The 26,374-nt window shown below is 74.4% G+C and carries 30 protein-coding genes and 3 tRNA genes; 8 read left to right on the top strand and 25 right to left on the bottom strand.

The window, feature by feature from the left end:
• Positions 1 to 95: 95 nt before the first annotated feature.
• Positions 96 to 614, bottom strand: coding sequence for an SRPBCC family protein (locus tag HCJ94_RS20085; protein WP_168002573.1), 519 nt, complete (start codon positions 612 to 614; stop codon positions 96 to 98).
• 187 nt (positions 615 to 801) lie between these two features.
• Between HCJ94_RS20085 and HCJ94_RS20080 the strand changes: the two genes are divergently transcribed.
• Both HCJ94_RS20080 and HCJ94_RS20075 read left to right on the top strand, forming a co-directional pair.
• Positions 802 to 1,836: a hypothetical protein gene (locus HCJ94_RS20080; protein ID WP_168002572.1), complete on the top strand. Its 1,035-nt coding sequence runs from the start codon at positions 802 to 804 to the stop codon at positions 1,834 to 1,836.
• 165 nt (positions 1,837 to 2,001) lie between these two features.
• Entirely contained in the window at positions 2,002 to 2,358 is a 357-nt protein-coding gene (locus tag HCJ94_RS20075) for a hypothetical protein (RefSeq protein WP_168002571.1), read from the top strand.
• 132 nt (positions 2,359 to 2,490) lie between these two features.
• On the opposite strand, the gene HCJ94_RS20070 is transcribed toward HCJ94_RS20075, so the two are convergent.
• The 10 genes from HCJ94_RS20070 to HCJ94_RS20025 form a co-directional block, all read right to left on the bottom strand.
• The gene (locus tag HCJ94_RS20070) at positions 2,491 to 3,177 is read right to left on the bottom strand and encodes a cation diffusion facilitator family transporter (RefSeq protein ID WP_168002570.1); all 687 of its coding nucleotides are present in this window, start codon (positions 3,175 to 3,177) and stop codon (positions 2,491 to 2,493) included.
• The gene (locus HCJ94_RS20065; RefSeq protein WP_168002569.1) at positions 3,174 to 3,530 is read right to left on the bottom strand and encodes an ArsR/SmtB family transcription factor; all 357 of its coding nucleotides are present in this window, start codon (positions 3,528 to 3,530) and stop codon (positions 3,174 to 3,176) included. The genes HCJ94_RS20070 and HCJ94_RS20065 overlap by 4 nt, the downstream gene beginning before the upstream one ends.
• Before the next feature lie 179 nt (positions 3,531 to 3,709).
• Positions 3,710 to 3,783: transfer RNA gene (locus tag HCJ94_RS20060), tRNA-Phe, on the bottom strand.
• 96 nt (positions 3,784 to 3,879) lie between these two features.
• Positions 3,880 to 3,956 (bottom strand) — tRNA-Asp (locus HCJ94_RS20055).
• 27 nt (positions 3,957 to 3,983) lie between these two features.
• Positions 3,984 to 4,056 (bottom strand) — tRNA-Glu (locus HCJ94_RS20050).
• 230 nt (positions 4,057 to 4,286) lie between these two features.
• Complete coding sequence (locus HCJ94_RS20045) at positions 4,287 to 5,084, bottom strand: polysaccharide deacetylase family protein (RefSeq protein ID WP_168002568.1); 798 nt, start codon at positions 5,082 to 5,084, stop codon at positions 4,287 to 4,289.
• Between the two features lie 184 nt (positions 5,085 to 5,268).
• Positions 5,269 to 6,213, bottom strand: a complete 945-nt coding sequence (locus HCJ94_RS20040) for a MerR family transcriptional regulator (RefSeq protein WP_168002567.1) — start codon at positions 6,211 to 6,213, stop codon at positions 5,269 to 5,271.
• Entirely contained in the window at positions 6,203 to 6,805 is a 603-nt protein-coding gene (gene idi / locus HCJ94_RS20035; RefSeq protein WP_168002566.1) for an isopentenyl-diphosphate Delta-isomerase, read from the bottom strand. Before idi ends, HCJ94_RS20040 begins: the two co-directional genes overlap by 11 nt.
• On the bottom strand, positions 6,802 to 8,283 hold the full coding sequence (gene crtI / locus HCJ94_RS20030) for a phytoene desaturase family protein (RefSeq protein ID WP_168002565.1): 1,482 nt from the start codon (positions 8,281 to 8,283) through the stop codon (positions 6,802 to 6,804). The genes idi and crtI overlap by 4 nt, the downstream gene beginning before the upstream one ends.
• A gap of 31 nt (positions 8,284 to 8,314) precedes the next feature.
• Complete coding sequence (locus tag HCJ94_RS20025) at positions 8,315 to 9,469, bottom strand: polyprenyl synthetase family protein (RefSeq protein ID WP_168002564.1); 1,155 nt, start codon at positions 9,467 to 9,469, stop codon at positions 8,315 to 8,317.
• Between the two features lie 64 nt (positions 9,470 to 9,533).
• Between HCJ94_RS20025 and HCJ94_RS20020 the strand changes: the two genes are divergently transcribed.
• A complete protein-coding gene (locus HCJ94_RS20020; protein WP_168002563.1) occupies positions 9,534 to 10,445 on the top strand; it encodes a phytoene/squalene synthase family protein in 912 nt (303 codons plus the stop codon).
• A 37-nt stretch (positions 10,446 to 10,482) separates the two neighbouring features.
• Here the strand turns inward: HCJ94_RS20020 and HCJ94_RS20015 are convergent, their stop codons facing one another.
• A complete protein-coding gene (locus HCJ94_RS20015) occupies positions 10,483 to 11,343 on the bottom strand; it encodes a hypothetical protein (RefSeq protein WP_168002562.1) in 861 nt (286 codons plus the stop codon).
• Positions 11,344 to 11,507: 164 nt separating this feature from the next.
• Between HCJ94_RS20015 and HCJ94_RS20010 the strand changes: the two genes are divergently transcribed.
• Positions 11,508 to 12,974: a dihydrolipoyl dehydrogenase family protein gene (locus HCJ94_RS20010; protein WP_168002561.1), complete on the top strand. Its 1,467-nt coding sequence runs from the start codon at positions 11,508 to 11,510 to the stop codon at positions 12,972 to 12,974.
• 16 nt (positions 12,975 to 12,990) lie between these two features.
• Here the strand turns inward: HCJ94_RS20010 and HCJ94_RS20005 are convergent, their stop codons facing one another.
• Complete coding sequence (locus HCJ94_RS20005; protein WP_168002560.1) at positions 12,991 to 13,752, bottom strand: crotonase/enoyl-CoA hydratase family protein; 762 nt, start codon at positions 13,750 to 13,752, stop codon at positions 12,991 to 12,993.
• A 103-nt stretch (positions 13,753 to 13,855) separates the two neighbouring features.
• Between HCJ94_RS20005 and bluB the strand changes: the two genes are divergently transcribed.
• Positions 13,856 to 14,485 (top strand): 5,6-dimethylbenzimidazole synthase, encoded by a 630-nt coding sequence (bluB, locus tag HCJ94_RS20000; protein WP_168002559.1) that lies wholly within the window; start codon positions 13,856 to 13,858, stop codon positions 14,483 to 14,485.
• A 90-nt stretch (positions 14,486 to 14,575) separates the two neighbouring features.
• Positions 14,576 to 15,427: a Rieske (2Fe-2S) protein gene (locus tag HCJ94_RS19995; RefSeq protein ID WP_168002558.1), complete on the top strand. Its 852-nt coding sequence runs from the start codon at positions 14,576 to 14,578 to the stop codon at positions 15,425 to 15,427.
• Positions 15,428 to 15,551: 124 nt separating this feature from the next.
• Here the strand turns inward: HCJ94_RS19995 and HCJ94_RS19990 are convergent, their stop codons facing one another.
• Together HCJ94_RS19990 and HCJ94_RS19985 are read right to left on the bottom strand one after the other, a co-directional pair.
• Entirely contained in the window at positions 15,552 to 16,799 is a 1,248-nt protein-coding gene (locus HCJ94_RS19990) for a LysM peptidoglycan-binding domain-containing protein (RefSeq protein WP_168002557.1), read from the bottom strand.
• A 14-nt stretch (positions 16,800 to 16,813) separates the two neighbouring features.
• A complete protein-coding gene (locus tag HCJ94_RS19985) occupies positions 16,814 to 17,257 on the bottom strand; it encodes a hypothetical protein (protein WP_168002621.1) in 444 nt (147 codons plus the stop codon).
• Positions 17,258 to 17,299: 42 nt separating this feature from the next.
• On the opposite strand from HCJ94_RS19985, the gene HCJ94_RS19980 reads away from it, so the two are divergent.
• Complete coding sequence (locus HCJ94_RS19980; protein ID WP_168002556.1) at positions 17,300 to 17,614, top strand: putative quinol monooxygenase; 315 nt, start codon at positions 17,300 to 17,302, stop codon at positions 17,612 to 17,614.
• Positions 17,615 to 17,622: 8 nt separating this feature from the next.
• Here HCJ94_RS19980 and HCJ94_RS19975 read toward each other — a convergent pair whose 3' ends face one another.
• From HCJ94_RS19975 to HCJ94_RS19930, 10 genes are read right to left on the bottom strand one after another with little or no spacing between them, the layout of a single operon-like run.
• Positions 17,623 to 18,096: a TadE/TadG family type IV pilus assembly protein gene (locus HCJ94_RS19975; RefSeq protein WP_168002555.1), complete on the bottom strand. Its 474-nt coding sequence runs from the start codon at positions 18,094 to 18,096 to the stop codon at positions 17,623 to 17,625.
• Positions 18,081 to 18,533: a TadE/TadG family type IV pilus assembly protein gene (locus HCJ94_RS19970; protein ID WP_168002554.1), complete on the bottom strand. Its 453-nt coding sequence runs from the start codon at positions 18,531 to 18,533 to the stop codon at positions 18,081 to 18,083. The genes HCJ94_RS19975 and HCJ94_RS19970 overlap by 16 nt, the downstream gene beginning before the upstream one ends.
• A complete protein-coding gene (locus HCJ94_RS19965; RefSeq protein WP_168002553.1) occupies positions 18,533 to 18,727 on the bottom strand; it encodes a hypothetical protein in 195 nt (64 codons plus the stop codon). Before HCJ94_RS19965 ends, HCJ94_RS19970 begins: the two co-directional genes overlap by 1 nt.
• Positions 18,728 to 18,752: 25 nt before the next feature.
• Positions 18,753 to 19,619 (bottom strand): type II secretion system F family protein, encoded by an 867-nt coding sequence (locus HCJ94_RS19960; protein ID WP_168002620.1) that lies wholly within the window; start codon positions 19,617 to 19,619, stop codon positions 18,753 to 18,755.
• Positions 19,619 to 20,563 (bottom strand): type II secretion system F family protein, encoded by a 945-nt coding sequence (locus tag HCJ94_RS19955; protein WP_168002552.1) that lies wholly within the window; start codon positions 20,561 to 20,563, stop codon positions 19,619 to 19,621. Before HCJ94_RS19955 ends, HCJ94_RS19960 begins: the two co-directional genes overlap by 1 nt.
• The gene (locus tag HCJ94_RS19950; protein WP_168002551.1) at positions 20,524 to 22,044 is read right to left on the bottom strand and encodes a TadA family conjugal transfer-associated ATPase; all 1,521 of its coding nucleotides are present in this window, start codon (positions 22,042 to 22,044) and stop codon (positions 20,524 to 20,526) included. The genes HCJ94_RS19955 and HCJ94_RS19950 overlap by 40 nt, the downstream gene beginning before the upstream one ends.
• The gene (locus HCJ94_RS19945; RefSeq protein ID WP_168002550.1) at positions 22,034 to 22,834 is read right to left on the bottom strand and encodes a CpaE/TadZ family protein; all 801 of its coding nucleotides are present in this window, start codon (positions 22,832 to 22,834) and stop codon (positions 22,034 to 22,036) included. Before HCJ94_RS19945 ends, HCJ94_RS19950 begins: the two co-directional genes overlap by 11 nt.
• Before the next feature lie 2 nt (positions 22,835 to 22,836).
• Positions 22,837 to 23,496: an SAF domain-containing protein gene (locus tag HCJ94_RS19940; RefSeq protein ID WP_168002549.1), complete on the bottom strand. Its 660-nt coding sequence runs from the start codon at positions 23,494 to 23,496 to the stop codon at positions 22,837 to 22,839.
• A complete protein-coding gene (locus HCJ94_RS19935; RefSeq protein WP_168002548.1) occupies positions 23,493 to 24,419 on the bottom strand; it encodes a hypothetical protein in 927 nt (308 codons plus the stop codon). Before HCJ94_RS19935 ends, HCJ94_RS19940 begins: the two co-directional genes overlap by 4 nt.
• Entirely contained in the window at positions 24,413 to 24,979 is a 567-nt protein-coding gene (locus HCJ94_RS19930; protein ID WP_168002547.1) for a hypothetical protein, read from the bottom strand. Before HCJ94_RS19930 ends, HCJ94_RS19935 begins: the two co-directional genes overlap by 7 nt.
• 582 nt (positions 24,980 to 25,561) lie before the next feature.
• Here HCJ94_RS19930 and HCJ94_RS19925 point away from each other — a divergent pair.
• Positions 25,562 to 26,311, top strand: coding sequence for a prepilin peptidase (locus HCJ94_RS19925; RefSeq protein WP_168002546.1), 750 nt, complete (start codon positions 25,562 to 25,564; stop codon positions 26,309 to 26,311).
• Positions 26,312 to 26,374 lie beyond the last annotated feature (63 nt).

Here is a 26,374-nt window from a genome sequence, read left to right as displayed (position 1 = left end):
CGGGCTGTGGCGGCGCGCCCAGCCGCGGTGGGGTCTCGCGGTGCTGAGGCGGCGGTGGGTCTCGCGGGCCAGGCCGGCCGGCGGGCTCGCGGTGCTCAGCCGGTGGCGCGCTTGGCGACGACGGTCGCGTAACGGGAGAGCAGTTCGTGCCAGCCGGCGGTGAGTGCCTTCCGATAGCCCTCCGCCGCCGCCCCGTGGCGGTCGAAGTGCCGGTGCTCCAGCTCCACGCGGGTGCTCCCGGGCCGGTCCGGCTGGAACAGCGCTTCGACCTCGCTGGCCTGGGCCGGGTCGGGAACCGGGACGCGGTCCGCGCCGATCTGCCAGGTGAAGACGAGCCGCCGGGGCGGATCCCAGGTCAGCACGCGGCCCCAGTCGTTCCGGAAGCCGTACGGGCCGATCTCGTAGAGCATCCCGCCGGCCCGGGGCTCCATGCCCAGCTCGGTGAGGAGACCCGGCCCCGACCACGTGTACTCCGTCACCCACCAGTCGGTCATCGCGCCGGTGAACAACTCGAACGCCTGCTCGCTGGGGGCGGGAACGAGGAGCGAGCTACGGAGCGAGAACCGTTCGACGTCCTGCCGTATGTCGGCCGGATCGAACATCTCCTGTCCCATAGGCCCGGACCATACCGGCTGATGCCCGGGTGTGCGACTTCGCGGGCTGCCCGGTTCCGGACACCCGAGGAATGCCGCGCACCGGTCCGCAGCCACATCTCGGGCGGGCGTCGGGATGGGCGGACGGAATACGGGTAAGCGCGCCCGACCGTCCTTGGCAGCGGTGCGGGAAAGCGGAGCGGGGAGCATGAGTGACGAGAGCCAGCAACGGGGGGCGGACCGGGCGGCCGACGGACCGACCCGGTGGCGGGTGAGCGCCGAGCCGGCCCGGCGGACCGCGGGTGGGGAACCGGCCCGGCGGGACGTGGGCCCCGAGCCGGACGTCCTGCTCGATGTGCCGGAGGTGTCGGTCGACTCGATCCGCCTCGCCGTGGAGGGACTGGACGCCGACCTCTCCCTGCGGGCCCGGCTGGCCAATCTGCTTCAGATCGACGCCGGGGTCCGCGTCCACCTTCAGAACGTCGAGCTGGACATCACCGGTGTGCAGGCGGAGGCGCTGCTCAAGGTACGCCTGGAGAAGCTGGTGGAGATCCTCGACCGCGCGCTGACCACGATCGACCGCAACCCGCAGATCCTCGAAGTCCTGTCGCGGACGGTCAGCCCCTCGATCGATGACGTGAACCGCGCCGCGCAGCAGGTCATCCAGCAGGGTGACCAGGTTTCGGCGACGGCGCGTCAGCTTGCCGGCGTCCGCGCCGAGACGGTCCGCGCCGCGGGCGACGTCGACCGCGGCGCCGGCGAAGCCACTCGGGGCGTCACCGAGGCGACCCGCACCGGCGGCGGGGCGACCGGCCCGGCTGTCGGCGGGGTGGGCCGGGCCGCTGGCGGCCCCGGCGGCGCAGCAGCGGGCGGTGCTGCCGGCGGACGGGATCCGGAGGGCGGCGGTGCCACCGACGACCTGGGTCAGCTGACGGGGGCCATCGGGGCCGTCGCCGACCGGACGCTGCGAGACCGGGCCGGCGGGCGCCCGGGTGGTACGGGCCGACCGACCGGCGAGGGGTGTCCCACCGGTCCGACCGGAGGTGGCGCGGGCGAGGAGCCGCGGACGGGCGGGGAGCCGCAGAAGGAGCCGGGAGCGGGTGGCGGACCGCGGGAGGAGCCGGGCGAGGGGCCGCCGAGCGCCGCTCAGCTGGCCGAGCAGGCCGGTGAGACCCTGCGGCAGGTGGGCCGCAGCGTGTGGGAGGCGATCCAGGGCGGGATCGGTCAGCGCCGGAACCAGTGACCCAGGCGGTCGTTTCCCTCGACTCACTCCATGCCGTCGGCATCGCGGCTTCCGGCCGCCGAGGAAGCCCCGATGCCGCCGAACCCGAGTCGATCTTGTCCTCGGGCGTCGCGCGATCAGGCCGCAATCTGCGATCGGCCTTGACGCCCATCTGATGATGGCCACATGAGCTTCGACGGAATGGACCCGGTCATGGTCGCCTTGCGTCTCGTGACCCTGATCCTCGGCCTGGCTCTGCTGGCACTCGGGATACGTGTGGCGGTGTCGCGACGGATTCCCCGAGCCTGGATTCGGATGGCACGCCTGACTGCGCCTCAGCAGGCCCAGCCGGTCGGCATGGGCATCGGCCAGGCGTTGGCCGGCGCAGGCCTGCTGGTCCAGCAGGCGCCGTTCCTCTTCTCGGTGCCCTATCCGGTCGGAGTCGCCCTGCTCGCGGTGTCGCTGCTGCTGTTCTTGATCGCGCTGGGATTGTCCGCGCGTCGTCCGAGGCCGGGGACGAAGCGGCCGACTCTGGCGGCATAGCGTCGGTACGCGTCGCCGTGGGTGGCGAGCAGATAGGACTCCTCGACCACTCGAACCTGCAGTTGCAGCGCCAGGACCAGGACGAGCAGGGCGGCGAGTGCTGCGGCGTTGGGGACCATGAGGGCCATTGCGTCACGCCTTCCGGTCACCGCAGCAGCGGTCCGTGCAGTCGGTGACGGTGTCGGAGACAGGCAGGGGTGCGCAGTCGTCGCAGCGTTCGCCCCGCCAGGCTTCCACGCCTTCCTTGACGGCGACCCCGGCGATGACGAGCCCGGCCAGCGGATCGGCCCAGGACCAGCCCCACAGGGCGTTGAGGGCCAGGCCGACGAGGAGCACCGCGGACAGGTAGGTGCACAGCATCGTCTGTGTGGAGTCGGCCATGACGGTGGCGGAGCCGAGTTCCCGGCCGGTGCGCCGCTTGGCCCGTACGAGCAGCGGCATCACGATCAGCGACGCCACGGCCAGGCCGATGCCGACAGGGCTGGCGTCGGCATCGCCACCGTCGAGGAGCGAGCGGAGGGCGTCGAAGGTCACCCAGGCGGCCAGGGCGAAGAACGACAGACCGATCAGCCGCAGCGCCAGGCGCTCGTGGTCCTCCGGCACACGGGAGCGGAACTGCCAGATGAGTACGGCCGCGCTGGACACCTCGACGAACGAGTCCAGGCCGAAGCCGATCAGAGCCGCGGAGGAAGCCGCCGCCCCGGCGGCGACGGCGACGAGGCCCTCGATCAGGTTGTAGCCGGCGGTGGCGTAGGCCAACCACAGGCTGCGCCGGGACAGCACCGCCCGACGCTCCGGAGTCAACAGAGGCGTGCTCACGCGGCCGCCGCCGGGGAGGTGGCCGGCGTCCCGTAGACCGGGCAGAGCGCGACGGCCTCCCCGGTGGCGGCGAGAACCTGCTCTGCCGAACGCAACAGGTCGAGCAGTTCGTGTCGGGTCAACGCATAGAACGACTGGCGGCCGTCGACCCGGTAGTCGATCAGTCCGCAGTCACGGAGACAGGCCAGGTGCTTCGACACCGTCGACTGTGCCAGGCCCAACTCGTTGGTCAGGTCCACCACCCGCGCCTCCCCAGACGCGAGCCGTCGCAGGATCGCCAACCGGGTCGGATCACCGAGGGATCGGAACAACGCCACGGCAGGTTCGAGACCAGAGGTGCAACCAATCGCCATGAAGCGATGATAGCGCCCAAGCGGCATGATGCCAGAGCTGGCGCGCAACCCACGTACGACAGGGGGCGCCATCGGCGGATCGACGAGGCAGGCCGGGGGTCAGGATCCCGTGCCGAAAAGCAGAACGCCGACCTGCGTTTCCGCTGGTCGGCGCTGCTGTAGCCCGGCGAAAGGCTATGTGGCCAGGGGCGGGGTCGAACCGCCGACCTTCCGATTTTCAGTCGGACGCTCGTACCAACTGAGCTACCTGGCCGTGCTCGGCTCATGCTACCCGGCCGTCGGGGTCTCCGCCGAGCGGGCCACATGCTCCGATACGCAGAACGCCGCGCGTGGTGCGCGGCGTCAGCGCTGGCGGTCCTGACGGGACTTGAACCCGCGACCTCCGCCTTGACAGGGCGGCGAGCACTCCGACTGCTCCACAGGACCTAGCTCGCCCGGCCGAAGCCGGACCTGTGCCCCCAACGGGATTCGAACCCGTGCTACCGCCTTGAAAGGGCGGCGTCCTGGGCCGCTAGACGATGAGGGCGGCCCCGCCATCATTGCACACTCGCAACTTCAAGCGGACTTGCTCCCATCCGGCCCCGCCGGAGGCTTGGAAAGCATACGTGATGCCCCGCCGGTCGACCAAACCGGTATGGCTGGAGCCACAGCAGACCGGGAATCCGCAGCTCAGGAGCGTCCCGCGACGTATCGACGGCACCGCCCGGCCGCTCCGTGCCGGTCCCGCCGCGACTCGGTCGGGAGTCGGGGCACGCCCTAGCGGAGCCGGACGACCCCGTACCGGTTCTTGAGGTCGGTGATCATCTGGGGGCACGCGGCCAGGGTGGCGGCCCGGTCGCCGCCCCCGTCGTGCAGCAGGATGACCGCGCCGGGCCGGGCGGCGGTGTGTACGCGCTCGCTGATCGTCTCGGCCGGAGGCTTTCCCCAGTCCCGCGGGTCGACGGTCCAGTGCAGCGACCGCATCCCGAGCTGCTTGGCCACCTTGACCACTTCGGGTGTCCAACGTCCGCCGGGCTGGCGGTAGAAGGGGACCCGGGCGCCGGGGGTGGCCGTCCGGATGGCCCGGTGGGTCCGTTGCAGGTCGGCCCGGATCTCGGCGACCGGTCGCCGGCCCAGGTCGACGTCGTGGTTCCAGCTGTGGTTGCAGAGCTGGTGGCCCTCCCGCACGATGCGGCGGACCAGGTCGGGGTGGCGGCGGACCTGCGTACCGACCACACAGAAGGTGGCCGTGACGCGGGCCGCGCGCAGCCGGTCGAGCACCTTGGGGGTCCAGACCGGGTCCGGGCCGTCGTCGAAGGTGAGCGCGACGCCGCGTTCGCCGGTGGTGCGCTGCAACCCGGCGGGCAGCGCGTCCGGCAGCGGCCGGAGGGGGCGGGCGGTGGAGGGCTTGGGGTTCGGTCGGCGTGTCGCGGTCGGTGCCGGCTCGGCGGGAAGCGTGCCGGAGGCGACCGGGCTGGGGCCGGTGGCGGCCCGCAGCCGCCCGGTGCCGTCGCCGCAGCCGCCGGTGAGGACGACCAGGGCCAGACCGGACGCGAGGAGAGCGCGCAGGCGCATCGTGTCGCTCCCGAGGGGTGGCGGGGGTCGGCGGACCTCCCGGAGGCTACGGGACGGTTGCCGGCACCGGACACCCCTGCGGGGCGTGCGTCACAGCTATGGGCCGATCACGTCACGGTGCGTGAGCGCGCCTGGGCCCGCCGCGTCGGCGCGGCGGACCCAGGCAGGACGGGACGAACCGGTCCTACTCGCCGGTCGACTGGTCCAGCGAGTCCCGGACGGCCACCGCGAGCGAGACCGCCTCGGCGAGATCGATCGGCCGGACGACCCCCGCCGGGAGCGTGTCGGCCCGCCACCCCGGCCCGGCGGCGAGCACCAGCAGTGGCCGGCGGGGCGCCGCGAGCAGCGCGGTGAGCTGCTCAGGGTCGGCGGTGTCGCGGATGTGCGACCAGATCACGACGGCGGCGGGCCCGGTGCGGTTGACCGCCTCCAGCAGCGCCTCCACCGGCACCCGGGCGCCGAGCATCCGGTACGCGACCCCGGCCTCGGCCAGCGCCGCGCCGAGCGCCTCCAGCGGCAGGCTGTGCTGCTCCTCGTCGGCGCAGGAGAGCAGGATGCGGGGTGGGCCGCCGGGCGCGTGGGCGCGCGCGACCGCGGCGAGGGCCTCCGAGACGCACCGGGACACCAGGTGCTCGACCTCGATGAACGCGGTCGTGGCGGCGTGCCGCTCGCCGATCCCGGCGAGGACGGGACGCAGGAGCCCGTCCCAGGTGGCGACCACACCCTCGACCTGGATGGTGCGGGCGATCGTCTCGCTCATGACGACCGAGTCCAGCCGCATGGCGGCGCGGGCCAACCCGCGGGCCGCCGGACCGGCCCGCCCCACCGGGATGGTGGTGCCGCCCCCGTCGCGGGTGCCGGCCGTGCGGACCCGGGCGGCTCGTACGGCCGGCACCGCGTCGGGTGCCTGGCGTGCCCAGCGGGCAGCCTCGGCCGGGGCGATCCCCTCGGCGGTGAGCCGCCGCATGATCTCCAGGCGCGCGAGGTCTGCCAGCGTGTACCTGCGGTGGTACCCCGGGACGTGCTCGCTCGGCCCGAGCCCGTAGCGCTGGTGCCAGGTGCGCAGCGTCGTCACGGCGACCCCCAGCCGCCGGGCGACGGCCCCCGCGCTCAGCGCCTCATCCGCCACCCGACCGCTCCGGAGCGTCGGCCGCGCCCGGCTGGAGCGCGGCGGGTCCGGCCGGATCGGAGGGGCGCAGGAGGCGGCTCACCACCCCGCCCAACCAGGGGGCGTACGCGTACGGGTCGACGTCGAGATCGGCCTCCAGCTCGACGGGGTCCACCCAGCGCAACTCGGCGACCTCGTCCGGGTCCGGCCGCAGTGGGGTGTCCGGCGGGAGGACACCGCGCAGGACGTGGTCGTACTCGAACTCGACCCGGCCGGTGACCGGATCCTCGGCGTAGTAGACGTACACCCCGATCTCGGTCAGCTCGACCGGGCCGACGCCCAACTCCTCGGCGAGCCGGCGGTTGGCGGCCACGCTCAGCGACTCGCCCGGCCCCGGGTGGCCGCAGCAGGAGTTGCCCCACCGCAGGGGGAAGCGGGTCTTCACCGCCGCACGGCGCTGGAGCAGCACCCGGCCCGCCGGGTCGACCAGCAGCACCGAGAACGCCCGGTGCAGCTTCCCCGGCGGTTGGTGCGCGGCGGACACGGTGGTCTGGCCGGTCGTCCGGCCGGCGTCGTCCACCAGTTCGACCTGGTGGGCTTCGCGGGCGGTCACCGGCGGCCCTCCGTCACGCGGGCGGCAGCGAGCTTGCCGGAGATCAGCACCATCGGCACGCCGACGCCGGGTTGGGTGCCGGAGCCGACGAAGACCACGTTCCCCAGGCCACGGTGCAGGTTGGACGGGCGGAACGGGCCGGTCTGGAAGAGGCTGTGCGCGGAGGCGAACGGCGTGCCGGCCGCCATGCCCTGCTCCGCCCATTCGGCGGGTGTGATCGTCCGTAGCACCTCGATGCCGTCCGCGAAGCCCACGTAGCCGCGCTCCTCCAGCGTCTCCACCAGCCGGCCGGCGTATCGGTCGGCGAGGCCGCCCCGCCAGTCGTACGGCCCCCGGTCGAGGTTGGGCACCGGGGCCAGCACGTAGTAGGTGTGCCGCCCGGCCGGCGCCACCGACGGGTCGGTCCGGCTCGGGTTGGTGACCAGCAGCGACGGGTCGCTCATCAGGTCACCGCGCCGGATGACCTCGTCGAAGGTGCCCCGCCACGACCGCCCGAAATGGATGTTGTGGTGAGCGATCTTGCCATAACCCCGCGTCGAACCGACATGCAGAACCACGCAGGACGGCGAGTAGGTCAGCCGGCGTGGCCGGGCCGGCGGGAGCAGGTCCCGGTACGCGACCGGCAGGTCGGGGTTGAGCACCACCACGTCCGCCGGGACGAACTCGCCCTCCGCGGTCCGCACGCCGGTGGCGCGGTCACCGGCGGTCTCCACCCGGGTCACCGTGGTCCCGTACCGGATCTGCACGCCGTGCTTCTCGGCGGCGCCGGCCATCGCGCGCGAGACCGCGTGGACGCCGCCGCGCGGGAAGTACACGCCGGCCACGGAGTCGAGGTACGCGATGACCGCGTAGATGGCCAGCGCGTCGTGCGGGGCGAGCCCGGCGTACATGGCCTGGAAGGAGAAGATCCGTTGGGTGCGCGGATCCCGGAAGAACTGGTTGATCTTCGTCTGGAGCCGGCGGAACGCGCCGTTGGCGAGCAGCTTCAGCAGGTTGCCGGTGAGCAGGTCGGTCGGCGCGTCGAGGTTGCGCTCGATGAAGTCGGCCCGCTCCAGCCGCCACAGGTCGCGCGCGTAGTCCACGAAGCGCAGGTAGCCGTCGGCCTCGCGGGGCCCGCAGACCTTCGCGATCTCGACGGCCATCCGGGTTGTGTCGGTGATGACGTCGAGGGTCGAGCCGTCCGGGTAGTACGCCCGGTACGCGGGGTCGAGCGGTGTCAGGTCCAGCCAGTCGTCCAGTTCCTCACCGACCGCGCCGAGCGCCTCGGCGATCAGGTCGGGCATGGTGAGCACGGTGGGGCCGGTGTCGAACTCGTACCCGTCGACGCTGAGCCGACCGGCCCGGCCACCGGGCACCGGCTCGCGTTCCAGCACCGTCACCTGCCGGCCGCTGCCGGCCAGGTGCAGCGCGCAGGCCAGCCCGCCGAGCCCGGCCCCGACGACCACGACCCGGTCCGTACGCCCGTTCACGGTGCGCACGCGCGACCACCTCCTTGTGCGAAGTTGCCCATCATGCCCGCCGGTTCGTCGTGGCGACGGCGAGACCCGTCAGCGCGGTGCGCGCGGTCCCGTCGATCGACGGGGCGTCGAGGGCGGCCAGCGCCTCGGCCACCCGGTCGGAGATCATCCGTTCCACGCGGTCGACCGCACCGGTGTCGGCGACCAGCTCGGCCAGCCGCGCGATCTCCCGGTCGCCGGCGTCGGCGCCGATCCGGTCGAGCGCGCGGCGCTGCGCCGGGCCGGCCAGTTGACGGGCCAGCATGAGCAGCGCGGTCGGCTTTCCGGTGCGCAGGTCGTCGCCGGCCGGCTTCCCGGTGGTCGCCGGGTCGCCGTAGACGCCGAGCAGGTCGTCGCAGAGCTGGAACGCCTCGCCGACGGCCAGCCCGTAGCGGGTGTACGCGGCGACCAGCGGCCCGTCGACGTCGCCACCCGCCAAGGCGGCGCCGAAGAGCAGCGGCCGCTGGACCGTGTAGCTCGCGGTCTTGTACCGGGCGACGCGCAACGCCCGGTCCACCGACCAGTTCGCCGGGTCGTTCTCGCCGAGGACGTCCAGGTACTGCCCGGCGACCGTCTCCACCCGCATCTGGTCGTAGCAGCGCCGGACGTCGAGCAGGCGCGCCGGTGGCAGGGCGGTGTGGGAGAGCAGCCGGTCGGCCCAGACCATGCAGAGGTCGCCGATCAGCACCGCGACCGCCTCGCCGAACCGGCGGGAGTCGCCGCGGTGGCCGGCGGCGGCGTGCTGGGCGGCGGCCGCCACGTGCGCGGCGGGCCGGCCGCGCCGGGTCGCGGAGGCGTCCATCACGTCGTCGTGGACCAGCGCGAACGTGTGCAGCAGCTCCAGCGCGGCGAGCGGCGGCAGCACCGGTGCCATCGGCTCGGCGCCGCCGACCACGCCGCGCCAGCCCCAGTACGCGAACGTCGGACGTACCCGCTTGCCACCGGCCAGGACGCAGTCGCGCGCGGTCGCGGCGAACCCGCCCATCGCCGCGTCGATCTCGGTCAGCGTGTCGACCTCGGCGGCGAGGAAGGCGGTGAGCGTGTCGTCCACCCCCGTGACCAGGTCCTTCGTGTACGCGGCCAGGACCGCGCGGACCGGGTCGTCCCCGACCGCCGGGCGTGCCGGTGGTGCGCGGAGTGCGTCGCCCGCAACTGCGTCGTTGGCCATGTCGGCGAGCGTACCCTAGAGTTACGAGTTGCGTCGATTGGTGCGTCGATAAGAGGGAGGGCCGGTGGACACGGATCTCACCGCTGCCTATGACCGTTGCCGTGACCTGCACCGGCGTCACGGTCGTACCTACTATCTCGCCACCCGGTTGCTGCCCGCCTGGAAACGGCGGCACGTCCACGCCCTGTACGGATTCACGCGGTACGCGGACGAGATCGTCGACCGCACCGAGGACCTGCCCCCGGCCGAGCGGGCCGCCCGCCTCGACGACTGGGGCGGCCGGTTCGTCGCCGGCCTGCACGGCGAGCCGGTCGACGACCCGCTGCTCCCCGCCGTCCTGCACACGATCGCCGTCTTCGATCTCGACCGGGACGACTTCGCGTCGTTTCTGAAGAGCATGGCGATGGACCTGACCGTCCACTCGTACCGCACCTACGACCACCTGCTCGACTACATGGAGGGTTCGGCGGCGGTCATCGGCACGATGATGCTGCCGATCCTGGGCAGCTCCGACCCGCTGGCGGCCCGGGAGCCGGCCCGCCAGCTCGGGTTCGCCTTCCAGTTGACGAACTTCATCCGGGACGTCGCCGAGGATCTCGACCGCGGCCGCACGTACCTGCCCGACGAGGACATGGCGCGCTTCGGGGTCACCCGCGACAACCTGCTCGCCGCCCGCGCGGCCGGACGCTCCACCGGGGCGATCCGCGACCTCGTCCGGTACGAGGTCGCCCGCGCCCAGGCGCACTACGCCGCCGCCGCTGCGGGCGTCACGATGCTCGCGCCCGCCTCGCAGGCCTGCATACGCACCGCGTACGCGCTCTACGGCGGGATCCTCGGCGAGGTGGCCGCCCAGGACTTCGACGTCTTCGTCCGCCGGGCCGTCGTGCCGCAGCGACGCCGGATGGCGGTGGCCGCCCGCGCCCTGCTCACCCCGGCCGGCACCCCGGTCACGGTGCCCGGCCCGCCGGTCCGGTGAGTCTGTGAGTGACCCGAGTCCGGCTGCGCCGACCGCGTCACCCCGCCCAGACGGTGACCTTGAGGATCAGGCCGCCGTCGCCGACCGTGTTGACCGCCTGCACCCAGCCGGGGTGCCCCTCCGAGGTGGTGAAGCAGTACTGCTGGTTGCCGCCACCGATGTACTTGTGCGGGAAGGTGTCCCGCTCCGCCTCCCGGTACGTCCGGCAGCGGGCGTCGGCGCCCTCCTCCGGGCCCTGGTAGCTGTCGTCGTACATGGCGCTGTGCCGCGCGCTGGAGTAGAGGATGTAGCCCCAGTCCAGGTAGAGGTCGACGGTGGCGTCCTGGGCGTACCGCCGGACGGCCCGCCCGCCGTCCAGGTCGACCCCGGTCTTCTTGTCCAGCTGCACCACGTCGCTGAAGACGGTGCCGGCGGCCGTGGCCGCCGGGGTGCCGGACACGTCGACGGCGGGGTTGGTCGGCGCGGTCCCGGCCGAGGTCGGGCCGCCGGGCACCGGTGCGCCGCTCGTCGGGGCTCCGGACGACGGTACGGCGCCGGTCGCCGGGGCGTCGGACGGCGGCGCGACGCCGGTCGCACCGACCGCGGCCGGCGTTCCGCTCTGCCGATCCTCGGGGCGGGTGACGGCCAGCAGCACGCCACCCCCGCCGAGGAGCAGCAGCGCGGCGAGGCTCACCGCCGCCGCCCGCCACCGCCGCTGCCGCAGCCGGTACGCCAGCACGCCGGCGAGGGTCAGGCCGCCCGCCGCGACCCACAGTGGCCACCACGAGTCGGCCCGGAGGGCCTGGACCACACTGATGAGCCCCGCCGCGACGGTGAGCAGGTTGCCCATCAGCATGGACCGGTCCCGGAGGCGCTCCTGCGGGGCGGGCTCGCCGGTACCCGGTGTGTCGTTCTCCACGAGCACGAGAGCCTACGCAGCGCACGGCCCCGGTTACAGGTCCGCCACCGTCCGGTTTCCGTCAGCCGGGCCGCACTAACGTCAGCGGGGCCGCACAAATTACGGAAACGGGAATTCCCCTTGGGATGCTGGTTCGGCGGCAGCCGGTGCGGAATGCTGGCGGGATGGCGGAGCCGCAGATCGTGGACGTGGTCGTTGTCGGGCTCGGCGTCGGCGGGGAGGAAGTCGCCGGCCGGCTCGCCGAGGCCGGGCTGAGCGTCGTCGGCGTCGAGCGGAACCTGGTCGGCGGCGAGTGCCCGTACTGGGGGTGCATCCCCAGCAAGATGATGATCCGGGCGGCGAACGCGATCGCCGAAGCGCGGCGGATCGACGGCCTCGCCGGGACGGCGCAGGTCCGCCCCGACTGGGCGCCGGTGGCGAAGCGGATCCGCGAGGAGGCCACCGACACCTGGGACGACCGCGTGGCCGTGGATCGGCTCGTCGGCAAGGGCGGCCGGTTCGTCCGTGGCAGCGGGCGGTTCGACGGTCCGGGCCGGATCCGCGTCGACGACCAGGTCTTCCAGGCCCGGCACGGGATCGTGCTCGGCACCGGCACCCGCCCGTCCGTCCCACCGGTCGACGGGCTGGCGGACACCCCGTACTGGACGAACCACCAGGCGATCGAGGTCGAGGAGCTGCCCGAGTCGCTGCTGGTGCTCGGTGGCGGCGCGATCGGGCTGGAGTTGGCGCAGGTCTTCGCCCGGTTCGGCGTCCGCGTCACGGTCGTCGAGGCACTGGACCGGGTGCTCGCGGTCGAGGAGCCGGAGGCGTCCGAGGTGGCCGCCGCCGCGCTGCGGGCCGATGGCGTGGAGATCCACACCGGAGTGACCGCCGAACGCGTCGACCACGACGGGCGGCGGTTCACGCTGCACGCGGGCGGGACCGCGTACACCGCCGAGCGGCTGCTGGTGGTGACCGGCCGCCGGGCGCACCTCGACGAACTGGGCCTGGAGAGCGTCGGCGTCCGCGCCGACCAGCGCTACCTCCCGGTCGACGACCGCCTGCGGGTCACCGACGGGATCTGGGCGGTCGGCGACGTCACCGGCGAGGGCGCCTTCACCCACGTCGCCATGTACCAGGCCGGCATCGTCGTCGCCGACCTGCTCGACCACGTCCGGCGTGCCGGCAGCGGGCCGGACGCCAGCGGCACCGCCAGCGTGACGGGCGGTGCGATGGACGCGGCGAGCACCCTCGCCGTGAGCGGTTCGAGCGGCTCGGCCGGGACGGTCCCGCGAGCCGACTACCGGGCGCTGCCCCGGGTCACCTTCACCGACCCGGAGGTCGGCGCGGTCGGGCTCACCGAGCGGCAGGCCCGGCAGCGGGGGTTCAACGTCCAGGTCGGAACGGCGCAGCTCGGCTCGTCGACGCGCGGCTGGATCCACCGCGCCGACGGCTTCATCAAGCTGATCGCGGACGCGGACCAGGGCGTGCTGGTGGGCGGCACGTCGGTTGGGCCGGCCGGCGGTGAGGTGCTGTCCGGGCTGGCCGTCGCCGTGCACGCGGCGGTGCCGATCGCCCAGCTCCGCCACATGATCTACGCGTACCCGACCTTCCACCGCGCCATCTCCGAGGCGCTGCGCGGCCTCGGCTAGGGACTCGACGCCGGCCCTAGGCGGGTGCTCCGTGCCGGCCCGCTCCGGCGGCGAACCGGGCCGCCCCCGGCAGCGCGTCGGTGGCCAGCGAGTCCATGCCGTACCGCAGCTCGGCCGCCAGGGCTTTGGGCTCCGGAAGCGCCGCGGTGGCCAGCACCGACGCCCGGTCGTTTCGCAGGCAGGTCTGCGGGTGTCGGGCGATCTCCGCCGCGAGCCGCTCGGCCGCCGCCCGTGCCTCACCCGGCGCGACCAGCCGGTTCACCAACCCCATCGCGTACGCCTCGTCCGCCGGCACCGGTCGGCCGGTGAGGATCAGATCCATCGCCCGGCTCTCGCCGATCAGCCGCGGCAGCCGGACCGTGCCGCCGTCGATGAGCGGTACGCCCCACCGCCGGCAGAAGACACCGAGTACCGCGTCGGCCTCGGCGACCCGCAGGTCGCACCAGAGCGCCAGTTCGAGGCCGCCGGCGACCGCGTACCCGGAGATCGCCGCGATCACCGGCTTGGACAGCGCCATCCGGGTCGGGCCCATCGGGCCGTCGCCGTCCGGCTCGACGCGGTTGCCGCGCGGGGTGCCGATCGCCTTCAGGTCGGCCCCGGCGCAGAACGTGCCGCCGGCGCCCCACAGCACGGCCACCGCCGCCTCCGGGTCGGCGTCGAAGGCGCGGAACGCGTCGGCCAGGGCCCGCGCGGTGGGGCCGTCCACCGCGTTGCGCGCGTCCGGCCGGTCCAGAATCACCGTGGTCACCGCTCCGGCGTGCTCGACGCGTACACCCATCGGCACAGCATGCCCGCGGCGGTGCCGGCGCGCCAGACGGCGTCCTGGTGCATGATCTTGCGAAGTGTCCCGCGACCGCGGGCGAGCGTAGTGGAGCCTGCCCATGGACCTGTACGACGTCATCCACCGCCGCCGGGACGTGCGGGCGCAGTTCACCGGGGCTCCGGTGCCCGACGAGACGCTGCACCGCGTGCTCACGGCGGCGCACGCCGCGCCGAGCGTCGGCTACTCGCAGCCGTGGGACTTCGTCGTCGTGCGCGACCCGGAGCTGCGCCGGCGCTTCCACGAGCACGTCAGCGCCGAGCGGGAGGTGTTCGCGGCGATGCTGGACGGGGAGGCGGCCGAGCGGTTCGCCCGCATCAAGATCGACGGGGTGCTGGAGTCCAGCCTCTCGGTGGTGGTGACCTACGACCACTCGCGGGGTGGGCCGGCGGTGCTCGGCCGGCACGCCATCGCCGACACCGGGCTCTACTCGGCCTGCCTCGCCATCCAGAACCTGTGGCTCGCCGCGACCGCCGAAGGGCTCGGCGTCGGCTGGGTCTCGTTCTACCGGGAGGAGTGGCTCGCCGGCCTGCTCGGCATCCCGGCGGGGATCCGGCCGGTGGCCTGGCTCTGCCTCGGCCCGGTCACCCACTTCGAGACGGTGCCCGATTTGGAACGCCACGGCTGGCGGCGGAAGCGTCCCCTCGCCGAGGCCGTCCACACCGACCGCTGGCGCGCGACGGACGGCTGATAGCGACCGTCCTGCCCGGCGTCTGCCCGTTGCGGACCGAACGGCACCGGATCCGGGTTTGCGACCGCAATCGCCGGGAAGTCGGTACTCGTGCGAGCGCTACTGACCAAGATCGAGCAGGCGTCCCGGCTGGACCGGATCGGGGACCCGCTCCAGCGGGCGGTCCAGGCCACTCTCCGCCCGCAACGCGTCCGCGACTTCCTGCACGGCGTCTGGCTGGGCCACCCGCTGCACCCGGCGATGGTGCAGGTGCCGGTGGGTGCCTGGATCAGCACCGCCGTGCTGGACCTGATGCCCGGTCAGCGGCGCGCGGCCACCACGCTGTGTGCCGTCGGGACGGTCAGCGCCGTGCCGGCCGCCGTGGCCGGGCTCAACGACTGGGCGGCCCTCTCCCGGGACCAGCGGCGGATCGGCCTCGTGCACGCCGCCTCCAACACGATCGGTCTGGCCTGCTACGCCGGGTCGGTGGCGGCGCGGCTCGCCGGCAACCACCGCCTCGGCCGTACGCTCGGCTGGCTCGGCCTCACCGCGGCGAGCACCGGCGCGTACCTGGGCGGGCACCTCGCGTACAAGCAGGGTGCCCAGGTCAACCAGAGCATCTCCGAGCTGCACCGGATGAGCGAGGGCTGGCACTCGATCGCCGACATGGCCGCGCTGCCGCAGCGCAAGCTGGTGACCCGTGAGATCGACGACGTGTCGGTGATCCTGTACCGGCACGGTGACGACGTCACCGTGATGCTGGAGCGCTGCCCGCACCAGAGCGGCCCGCTCGGCAAGGGCGAGGTGCAGGAGATCGACGGCCACGCGTGCGTCGTGTGCCCCTGGCACGGCAGCACGTTCCGCCTCAACGGCGGCGAGGTCGTGCACGGCCCGTCCGGTAACGACCAGGTAGTCCTCCCCACCCGCGTCGTCGACGGCGTCCTGGAGGCCCGCCTCCCGTGAGCGCTGCTGCCGCCCGTGATCGGATACGCCTCAGCGACTCGACCCGCCGATCTGACCGTCCCTGAGCCGTATCTGATCTTGCGCTGCGCGGAGTGGACGCGGACGAGCGGTCCCGCCGGCGCCGTCAGTCCCGCCGGTGCCGTCCGCTGGGGAGCTCCCGCTGGTGTCGCGCGGCTGTCGCGCCCCGGCTCGTCCCGACCCGGACGGTGGCCGGGCGGCGGCGCAGGCCGAGGACCGCGCCGATCTGCGCGCCGACGATGCTCGACACGGCCAGGATCGCCGACACGGCGAGCGGCCGGTTCACCCGGTCGGGGTCGCCCGGTCGGGCCGCACCCACGGTCACGGCCGGCCCGCCCTTCGGGGTCGTCGCAGCCGACTCGTCCGGCATCGTCGGATCCGGGGCCGGCACTGGCGCCGCCGGTCGCTGCGGGACCGGCCGGGCCACCAGCCGGCCGGTGGCGTGCGGGCGGGCACCCCGGTCCTCGGCCTGGACGGGCAGTCGCAGCAGCTGCCCCGGGTGGATCCGGTCCGGGTCGGCCAGCCGGTTCATCCGGGCGAGCGTCCGGTACTCGCCGAAGCTGTCCAGGTACCGCTCGGCGATCGACCCGAGGTGGTCGCCCTTCGCCACCCGGTAGACCGGCGCGCGCCGGGCCGGGTCGGCGGGCGCGGTCCGGCCGGCGGTCGGCGTGGCTCCCGTCGACGACCCGCCGAGCGCCTCCCGGGTGATCCCCGTCGGCGTGACGCGTGTCGGGCCGGTGACCCCCGTCGCGGCCTGCGGCGCGCCGATTGCCGAGCTGGCGAGCGCAGCCGGGGCGGCGAGCGCTGGCCTGGCCGCTGCGCTCGGGGCGGCGAGCACCGGGCCGGTTGTCCCGTGGGGGGAGGCGAGCGCGGCGCTGTCGAGCCCGCCCGCGGTGCCGAGGGCGAGGCGGGCCGACCCGGTCGCGGGCTGAGTCAGGGCGGTGGCCGGTGAGCCGGCCGCGACCGCCGCCGCGCTCGCCGCCGCCGGGCTGGCGGCCAGGACCAGCGCGACGGACCCGACCAGCGCGGCGGCGGCCCGCTGCTGCCGGCTCATCCCGGGCAGCCGGGGCGCCGGCCGGCGCAGCGCCAGCGCGCCCAGCTCGACCAGGACCGACAGGGCGAAGGTGGCCCAGCCCGCCCAGCCGGCCAGCGCGAGCGCCCGCAGGAGCAGGTGCCCGTCGTCGCGGCTGGTCAGCACCGCGCCGACCTCGGCGAGCGTGGGCACCTGCTCCGGCAGCGGGTTGCCGGCCAGGGCGAGCAGCGCCACCGGCGCGCCGACCAGCAGCGCGCAGAGCAGGACGAGCGCCCCGAAGCCGGTGAGGACCCGTCCGACGGTACGAGCCGGTGTGGCCATGGCTGCCTTCCTTCCTACGGCGCGCCGGTGAGCGCCCGGGCGGTGGCCTCGCCGGAGACGGTGACGGTGTCGTCGAAGCCGACGAGGCCGAGCAGGGACCTCTGGTACGTGACGGTGACGCGGACCCGGACGACGGTCTCCCCGCCGACCACGGGGAAGCTGACCGTGTGGCTGGTGGCGCCGGCGGCGGCCAGGTAGGCGGCCACGGCACGCCGCGCCTGCGGCTGGTCGATGCGCTTCGGCCCGCCCTCGATCGCGGTGGCCCGGTCGATCGACTGCCCGCCGGCGCGCGCGGCCTCGGCGGCGAGGTTGTCGGCCCGCTGCAACGAGCGCAGCTGCCCGGCCCCGTCGAAGGCGAGCGCGACGACCGTCAGGACGCCGACCGCGGTCACCGCGAGGAACACGCTGACCCGGCCCGCGTCGTCCCGGAGGTGTCGTACGGCCGGGGCATGCTCGATGGCGCCGGTGGACGTCCGGTCCGCCGGAGGAAGGGGGGCGTCATGGCGTTCGGATACGTGGGCTCGATGCGGGCCAGGCCGGGACACCGCGCGGAGGTGGTGGCGATCCTGCTCGAGGCTGCCGACCAGATCGCCTCGGCCGGGTGCTCCCTGTACGTGGTGGGCGTCTCCGAGACCGACCCGGATCTGATCGTCGTCAGCGAGATCTGGCAGTCCCGGGAGCACCATGCCGCGTCCCTCCGGCTTCCGGAGACCCGCGCCGCCATCGAGCGGGCGATGCCGATGCTGACCGGTGAGTTCACCGGCCAGGAGCTGAGCTTGGTGGGCGGCCTCGGCGTCCCGGCGACCCTGTCCTGAGGCGGCGCTCATGCCCGGCTCCGGTAGCGGTCCAGCGGCGACGTGAAGCTCGCCGTCACCCGCTTGCCGGTGGGCATCCCGGGCACCACCGACAGCTGCAAATCGGACAGGTCGACGGTGCACGAGATCCGTACGGTGACCGAGGCGTCCTGGCCGACCGGGCTGCGGAACGCCGCGTCGAAGCTGGTCGGCCGACCGTTCACGGTGCCGCTGAAGGCGAGTGTGGGCGTACCGGCGCAGTTGAGCCGGCGCCAGTCGAGCAGCCGGACGGCCGCCTCCCGGGCCTCCCGCCGGGCGGTGCCGGCGTCCCGCGAGATGGACGCGGCGCGCGCGGCGTCATGGGCGGCGGCGTCGACGGCCTCGGCCGCCACGGCGGTACGCCCGGCGACGCCGGCCAGCACCAGCAGCGCGATGAAGGCCGGCGCGAGGATCGCCACCTCGACCGAGACGGAACCACGCTCACGGCTCACGGCGTCGTCCACCGTTCCACGGTTCCGTGCGCGCTCTGGCGCACCGGGAAATCCACGCCGGGGACGACGGAGAGCGAGCGGCCGCGGACGGTGCAGGTCACGTCGGCCGCGGTGGTCACGCAGCTCGGGCCGGGCGAGTCCCAGCCGACCAGCCAGCCGCCGGCCGCCGTCAGGAACCGCCGCGCGCGGGCCTCGCCGGCACCCGGTGGGGCCTGGTGCACGCGCTGCGCGTTGACCGCGCTCTGCGCGGCGTTCAGCGCGGTGGACCGGGCGACGAACCAGGCGGCGACCTGGATCGACCCGAAGAGCAGCACGAAGATCACGGGCATCACCACGGCCAGCTCGACCGGATTCGCGCCCCGGTCGGTGCCGCCGAGTCGCTCGCGCAGGCCGGGTGGCCGGACGGGCTCGCCCGCCCGGCGACCGGCGATCGGTCCCCGCTGCCGCATCAGGGCGCGGTCGGGACGGCGTTCATCCAGTTCTGCGCGCGGGCCGCGACCAGCGCGGTGACGGTGAGCGCGGCGGCGACCAGGCCAAAGATGATCACCGCAGTGGGGACCGGGCTGTCGCCCCGCTCGCCGTCCCGGCGCAGCTCGGCGAGCCGCGCGACCAGCGCGACGTGCAGGTACGTGATCAGAGTCATCGGTTGCTCCTTGTCGGGGTGGCCGTCAGAGACGGGCGATGAACGGGTAGGTCGCGAAACCGAGCAGGACGAAGACGAGCAGGGCGCCGGGGATGTCGAGCCGACTGGTCACCCCCTCCGCCCGGGCCAGGTTGTCGGTGCGGATCTGGTCGCGTAGGGAGTCGGCCCGGCTGCGCAGGGTCTCGTGCACCTGCGCGCCGTCGCTGCCGGAGGAGCGCATGATCGCGCCCACGTCGCCGAGTTCGAGGATGCCGATGCGGTCTGCGAGTTCCCGCAGCTCGTCCCAGGGGGAGTGCATCTGGAGCTGGGCGATCCGGAGCGACTCCCGGATCCGGTCGAAGACCCAGCCGTCGCACACCTCCGCCGCCCGCTCCAGGGACTGCACCGGGCCGTGCGCCGCGGAGAGCTGCAACGCCACCAGGTCGAGGTACGTGCAGACGGCCGCCCGGAACTCGTCGCGGGCCGCGTCGGCCTTCGCGAGCACCGCGCGGTGCGCGAGCAGCGCGCACACCAGGGCCAGGCCCAGGCTGCCCAGCACCGGTACGGCCACCGGCAGCCGTACGCCCAGGGTGGCGAGCGCGACGCTCAGCAGGCTCGGTGCGGCGAGCCCGATCAGGGCGGAGAGCAGCAGCGACAGGGCGTACTGCTCCGGTGTCCGGTCGAGCAGGGCGAGCTGCTGGTGCGGCGGCCGCAGCCAGCGGGCGAGACCGGACAGCCAGTCCAACTGCCGGTCGGCCGGCGTGACCACGCGGGCGCCGGGCGGCTGGTGCAGCCGCCGCAGCGCGGGCCCGAGCGCCGGGGTCGCCGGCACGAGTTCCCGGATCACCAGGAAGACGCCGAGCCCGACCGCCGCCCCGGCGGCCACCGCGACGACGAGCTGCCAGTTGCCGATCACGCGACCACCTCGTGCGGGTCGGGGGCGGGCAGGAAGCGGGCCGGCCGTTGCGGCTGGCTCATTGCGCGTACCCAGGCCAGCAGGGCGATGAAGGCCGCGCCGAGCACCGCCATGACGAGCTGCCCGACCGGGGTGCCGTACGGGCGGATGTACTCGGTGTTGAGCAGCCCGTACGCGATCGTGGCCAGCGTCATGCCGGTGAGGAACCGGACCGCGAACCGGGGCTGGGTGCGCTTGGCCTCGACCTCCCGACGCGTGGCGACCTCGGCGGCGGCGGCCGACGCGATCGAGCCGAGCACGTCGCCGAGGCGGTCGCCCCGGTCGGTCAGGTGCAGGATGAGCGCCGCCACCACCTGGTCGCACACCGGGTCGGCGATCTCGTCGGCGAACGCCAGCAGGGCGGGACGGGCCAGCCAGCCGGCCTGGAGGCGGGCGGCGAGCAGCCGTACCTCCTCCTGGATCTCCTCCGGGGCGGTGGCGACGGTGCCGGTGATCGCGGCCTGGAGGCCCTGGCCGGTGGCGGAGACGTCCTTGAGCCGGCGGGTCCACTCGCCGACCGCCTCGATCCGGGCGATGGCCCGCTGCTCGGCCCGCCCGACGGAGAACAGCCAGGGGGTGCCCGGCACCGCCACGGCGACCAGCAGGCCGATCACCGGCAGCCCGGTGACCAGGAAGGCCAGCGCGCCGGCCAGCACCGCGCCGACGAGCAGTGCCTGGTGGGCCCGTTGCTCGCGGGGTGTGGCCCCGGGGCCGCGCCAGAGCCGGGCGAGTCCCGGCCCGGCGCCCGGGCGTGGTCCCGCCGGCCGCCGGGTGCCGACGATCGCGACGACGGCCAGCAGCAGCCCGGCCACGCAGGCGGCGCCGGAGGCGACCGCGACGAGTTCGATGTCGACCACGGGAGTCACCGCCGGCCCAGCCTGGTCTGCCGGGGTCGCCGCCACGCGCCGGTGCCGGCCTCGATCCACCGGCTCAGCAGCCGGGCGTCGTAGCCGACCCGGAGGAGCTGGGTGCGGATCCGTTCCGGCAGGTGCCGCGGTACCGCCCGCCCGTCCGGTCCCGGTCCGAAGATCGTGGTGGTGCTGATCCGGTTGCCGTCACCGACGCCGATGACCTCCTCGACGTGGGAGACGAAGCGGTGCTTGCGTCCGCCGATCGCCGTCTCGTCCTCGACGGTGACGTAGACGATCAGGTCGAGCGCGTTGCCGGCCATCCGCCGGGCCTGGTCGACCGTCATCTCCCGGCCGTGCGCCAGCGCCAGCTCGATGATCCGCTCACCGACACCGGCCGGCGTCCGGGCGTGGATCGTGCACATCGAGCCCCGGCTGGTCGTCATCGCCTGGAGCATCGGCACGATCTCCCGGGACCGGACCTCGCCGACGATGATCCGCAGCACGCCCATCCGCAGTGAGACCGGGATCAGGTCGGCGATGCTGACCTCACCGGCCGGGCGGCCGTCCGGTCCCCGCTCTCCGTGGCCCTCCCGGGCCTCGAAGCTCATCACCGCCCGGTGTCGGGGCCCGCGACGGGCGGGCAGCAGCTCGCGGCTCTCCTCCAGCAGCACGTACGGCTCGTCCGGCGGGATCTCGTTCATCAGCGCCCGGATGACCGTGGTCTTCCCGGCCCCGGCCAGGCCGGCGACCATGATGTTCAGCCCGGCGCGCATGGCCGAGCGGAAGAAGTCGCGCAGCAGCGGGTCGATCATCTCGTCCAGGTCGCCCCGGCCGGCGGCGATGTCGTCCAGGCTCACGTCGAGCGTGTTGTGTTTGCGGATCACCGCGTACGGGCGGTGGCTGACCAGGAACACCGCGGCGAGCCGGCTGCCGTCGGGCAGTTGCAGGTCGAGAGTGGGCTTCGACGTCGACAGGGAGCGTTCGGTGGCGCCCGCCCGCCGGGCCGCCGCCTGGAGGATCTCCACCAGCTCGTCGTCGCTGTCGGCGATCGGCTCGGCCCAGTCGACGCCGCCGCCGTGGCGGGTGATGCGCACCTGGTCGCTGCCGAGGATGTGCACCTCCTCGATGGTGTCGTCGACCAGCAGCGTCTGGAGCCGGCCGAGCCCGGCCAGCTCGGCGGTGACCTGGTCCAGCAGGAGACGCTCCTCGCCGGCGGGCATCGGGGTGCCGGCCCGGCGGACCGCGTCCGCGTACTCGGAGACGACCGCGACCGCCAGCCGGGCGCGCTCGGTGTCCTCGGCGTCGGCGTCGAACTCCCGGCCGCGCTGCCAGAGGGTGAGCCGTTCGCTGAGTTCCCGGCGCAGCTCCCGGACCACCTGGAAGTCCACGCGGGGGCGCGGGGGTGCCTCCGGTGGCGGTGGGGCGACCGGCGCCGGGTGGTGGCGGCCGTTCGGCGGCGGCAGGGGCGGCGCGATCGACGTGGCGGTGGGCGCGTGCCGGCGGGGGTCGGCGGAGACCGGTTCAAACCGCATCCGGCACCCCCTGCGGCACCGGCCAGGCCAGGCGGGCCCGCCGCCGGTCCACCAGCGCCCCGACCGGCACCTCCAGCGCGCTCGTCGCACGCATCAGCGGCCGTCCGGCCCGCACGGTGCCGCCCAGGGCCAGCACCTCGGCGGTACGCGGGTCGTGCGGCAGCCGTGCGATGACCGGCAGCCGCAGGGCCTTGCTGACCTCACTGCGCCCGTGCCCGCCGCCGACCAGCAGCAGCCGCAGCGTGCCCGGGGGCACCCGGTGCTCGGTGAAGTCCCGCTCGATCGCCTGGACCAGGGCCCGGGTGGCGGACAGGTCCGGCAGCCGGGCGCCGGTGACCACCAGCACCACCGAGGCGGCGCGCAGGATCGGCCAGGGCGGACCGGCCACGTGCAACCGTCCACAGTCGACGAGCACGTCGTACGGGGGGTCGCCGCGTTCCAGCCCGGTGAAGAAGTCGGCGAACCGCTGCCACAGCGGGACGACGCTGCCCGCCTGGGCGGGATCGACCACGCCCGGCAGCAGCAGCCGTTCCCGCTTCGGGGCGTCCAGGTCGACCAGCTGCGACCAGAACGCCGTCTCCAGGTTGCCGTCGCGCAGCTCGCCGACGGCCAGCTCGCCGATGCCCCGGGGCCCGTCGAGCGCGCCGCCGAGGTAGCCGGCGAGCACCGACCCGCCGGCCGGATCGCATTCGGCCAGCACCAGCCGGCGGTGCCAGGTCAGCGCACAGGCCAGTGCGGAGGTGGTGACGCCCGGCGAGCCCTTGGCGGCGACCAGTGCGATGATCGCCATGCTCAGGCCGCCTCGGTGAGGGCGACGGCGAGGCGGTCCTGCGCCTCCAGCGCCGCCACCGCCGGTACGTCCCGGACGGCGAGCGCCACGTAGACCACGACCTCGTCGTCGTTCTCGTTGGTCGTCGTGTCGATGACGGTGGCCTCGAAGCGGGTGACACCGACCGCCGGCCGGTCGTCGTTCCCGGCCGGCGTGCTGACCAGCAGCACCCGGTCGCCGGGGTGCAGCGTGCGGGCCGGCACCTGGGACGGTTCGAGACCCAGCGAGAGCTGCTGCTGCCCGGGGCCGAGCAGGGGTTGGTCGGTGAGCTGGTCCATGGTCAGCAGCGTCCCGGGGACGAGGGACACCTTGGCCCGCTTGCCGACCACGTCGTCCCGGCGGCCCACCGGCACCGGGGAGAGCCCCTGGCCACCGGCCACCTGCACGGTCACCAGGTCGTCCGCGCCGATCGTCCGGCCGACCTCGACCGGGCGGGCGATCGCCAGGTAGCTGCCGGTGGCGCGGACCGAGGTGACGGCGAACGCCGCCCCGAGCCCGCCGAGGGCGATCAGCAGGACGGCCAGGCCCAGCAGGCCGGGGCGCATCCGGCGCTGCCGGACCACCTTGGGCGGGGTGACCGGGGCGTCCACCGGTCCGGTTCCGTTGCGCGTCGCGAGGCTCACTCCGCCACCACCTGTAGTTCGTCGATCTGGATCGGGACCGTGCCGCTCGTCCGGGTGACCGGGATGACGCCGCTCTCGCCGCCACCGCGCCAGGTCACCGACCAGTACGTGGTGGCGCCGACCCGGTACGTCCCGGCCTTCGGGTAGCCGCTGTGGTAGCCGCAGTCGGGGGAGCGCTTCCCGGCGTGCGCTCCGGTGGAGCTGTAGGGCGTGCCGGGACCGGTGCAGGTCACCCGCACCCCGTTGCCCATGTCCCAGACGATCCGGTCGACCCGCGCCTCGATGGAGACGGTCAGCCCCCGGTCGGAGGCGGACGCGCGCAGCGGGCCGAAGTAGCTGTCACCCCGGCTGGCCCACATCCACACCGGCAGCCCGACGAGTCCGGGGCCGATCTGCCGGCGGGGCGCGATCGCAACGCGCGGCGGGAGCAGCCGGATCGAGGCGAGCGCCCGCCGCGCCAGTTCCTCGGGGTCGGGTGGGGCGCCGAAACCGGGTGGCGGGGAGTCGCGCAGCTCCAGCCGCTGGGAGCCGAGATCGCCGCCGTTGCAGGTCAGCACGTACCACTGGTGGCCGGCGGGGGTGTTGGCCGGTTGCGGCTCGGCGAGCTTGTAGTAGCAGCCGTCGCCGTTGTTGAACCAGCCGAGCACCGGGTCGTAGCAGGGGATGACGCGGCCGTTCCACTGGCACTTCCCGCCACCGCCGCCGTCACCGCCCCCGCCGTCGCCGCCGCCCGGCCCGCCGGTCCCGCCGCCCGGCGTCCCCGGGTCGTCGTCCCAGACGTTGCAGTCGTGCTGCCCGGGCGGGCATTCCGCGCCCGGCGGGTCGGCCCAGCTCACCGCCGGCACGGTGGCCGCCGCGACCGCGGCGGCCAGGGCCAGCCCGCCGAGCACCGTGCGGCGCGACCGCGCGCCCCGGGTCAGCACGGCTGGTCCTCGTGCGAGGCGCCGGCGCTGATCAGCCAGCGGCCGTCGGGGTAGCGGGTCGCGGTCGCCGTGGCGAGGTGGCGCGTGCCCCGGCTGCCCGGCACCACCCGCTTGTCGCGGGCGTAGACCAGCCGCCAGCCGGTCGCGTCCAGACAGTCCTGGATCTCCACGGTGGGCGGGACGGCGTCCAGGTCGACCGAGGTCACGGCCGGGTCCGAGCCCAGCGTTCCGACGCGTACGGCGCCGTGCTCCTTGGCCGTCCGAATGGCGAGGCGTACCCGGGTCAACAACGGATCAGCGAGGAATGTGGACAGTTCCGGATGCTGCGGATCACTGCGCCCACTCGCCTTCCGGGACGCGGCGAGATATCCGGAATACGCGGCGAGCGCCGCTTTCCGGGCGGTCTGTTCGTCGGCACCGGACCGCGCCCGGGCGGGTGCCGCGTCATCGGCCGCCGTCGCGGTGGTCGCTCCCCGGTCGGTGCCGCAGCCCGCCGCAGCGCCGAGCACCGCGACCGTCACCAGGTACGCCACAACGCCCCTGAGCTGCCGTTCTCGCACTGTCGCGCCTCCTCGTCGGCATCCCGGCGGCCGGTGTCCCAGCGGATCCGGGCGTGCGGAAGCGCGGCCGAATGACCACATCCGGACCTGTGGAAAAACGCATCCGCATTTACCGTGTCTGATCTTTACAAATGCAAATCCCTATACCGTCCCGGTCGAATGATCGAGGGTTGCATCGCACCCAAGGGGCGAGCATAGGCTGACGTCCGCCGATGCAACAGAGGCAATTCAAGCGAATACTCTGCGTGATGAGGGGTGGTGGCAGCCGGTGGTGGCGGTCAGGTTGCCGGCCGGTGGCCGGTGCGCGGGTGCCGGCGTCGGGTCCGGGCGGCGTCGCGGCCGCCGGCCGGGGTGCCGTTCGGGTCGGCTGGGTGGGAGGGCTGGGGGTGAACGATCGCTCGCGTCCGCTTTGTCCCCCGGGTCGCGCGGCCCGGCCGTCGTCCGCCGGCCGTCGACGCCGGGGTCGGCCGCCGGTTCGGGCGGCGGTCCGGTCCGATGTGGAGGTAAGCACCGAAGGCGGAGCGCCCGTTACAGTAAGGCGAGCCTACGACTACACCGCGTGTTCGTGCCGGCAGGTTCGCCATGACGGTGAGGACTCCCCACCGCGCCGGTCGGGCATCGCTGCTCGCCGTCCTCGCGGTCACTCCACTCCTCCGCCTCGCGGTGCTGCGGCACGCCGTACCTCCGGGGTCGGTGCCCCGGCGCGGGTGTGACGCCTGCGGTGCCCCGGTCGACCTGGACCGCCCGTGGCCGGCACTCGGGCCGCGTGCGCGGTGCGGACGGTGCGCGGCCCGGGTGGGTCCGCCCCCCGGCACGGTGGAGGCCGCCACGGGCGCGGCCGCCGCGGTGCTCCTGCTGGTCGGGCCGCCCGTCACCGAGCTGGCCGCGGTGGCCTGGTGGCTCGGCTGGGCGGTGCCACTCGTTTTCGTGGACGCGGCGGTGCACCGGCTGCCCGACCGGCTGACCGGGCCCGCCGCGCTCGGCACGTGGCTCCTGCTGGGGCTGGCCGCGGCCCTCGGCGCCGGGTACGACCCGTGGCTGCGCGCCACCGCCGCCGGGCTGGGGCTCGGTCTGCTGTTCGCCGCCACCACCCTCCTGCTCGGCCGGCGCGGCCCCGGCCTCGGGGACGCCAAGCTGGCGGTGAGCGCCGGCCTGCTCCTCGGCTGGCACGGATGGACGGTCCCGGTGCTGGGCCTGCTCCTCGCGTTCGCCCTGTCCGCCGCAGCGGCCCTGCTGCTACTGGCAACCGGCCGAATCCGCTGGTCCAGCCACCTCCCCTTCGGCCCCTTCCTGGTCCTCGGCACGGTGACCACGCTGCTCCTCCTGCCCTAACCCAAACACCCCCTCCTCCCGCGATCTTGCACTTCTGGCCCTGACAAAGGGCGCGAACACCCC

Origin of the sequence: Micromonospora thermarum (assembly GCF_012034245.1) — a bacterium.
GTDB lineage: Bacteria > Actinomycetota > Actinomycetes > Mycobacteriales > Micromonosporaceae > Micromonospora > Micromonospora thermarum.
This window is presented reverse-complemented; position numbering and strand designations above follow the sequence as displayed.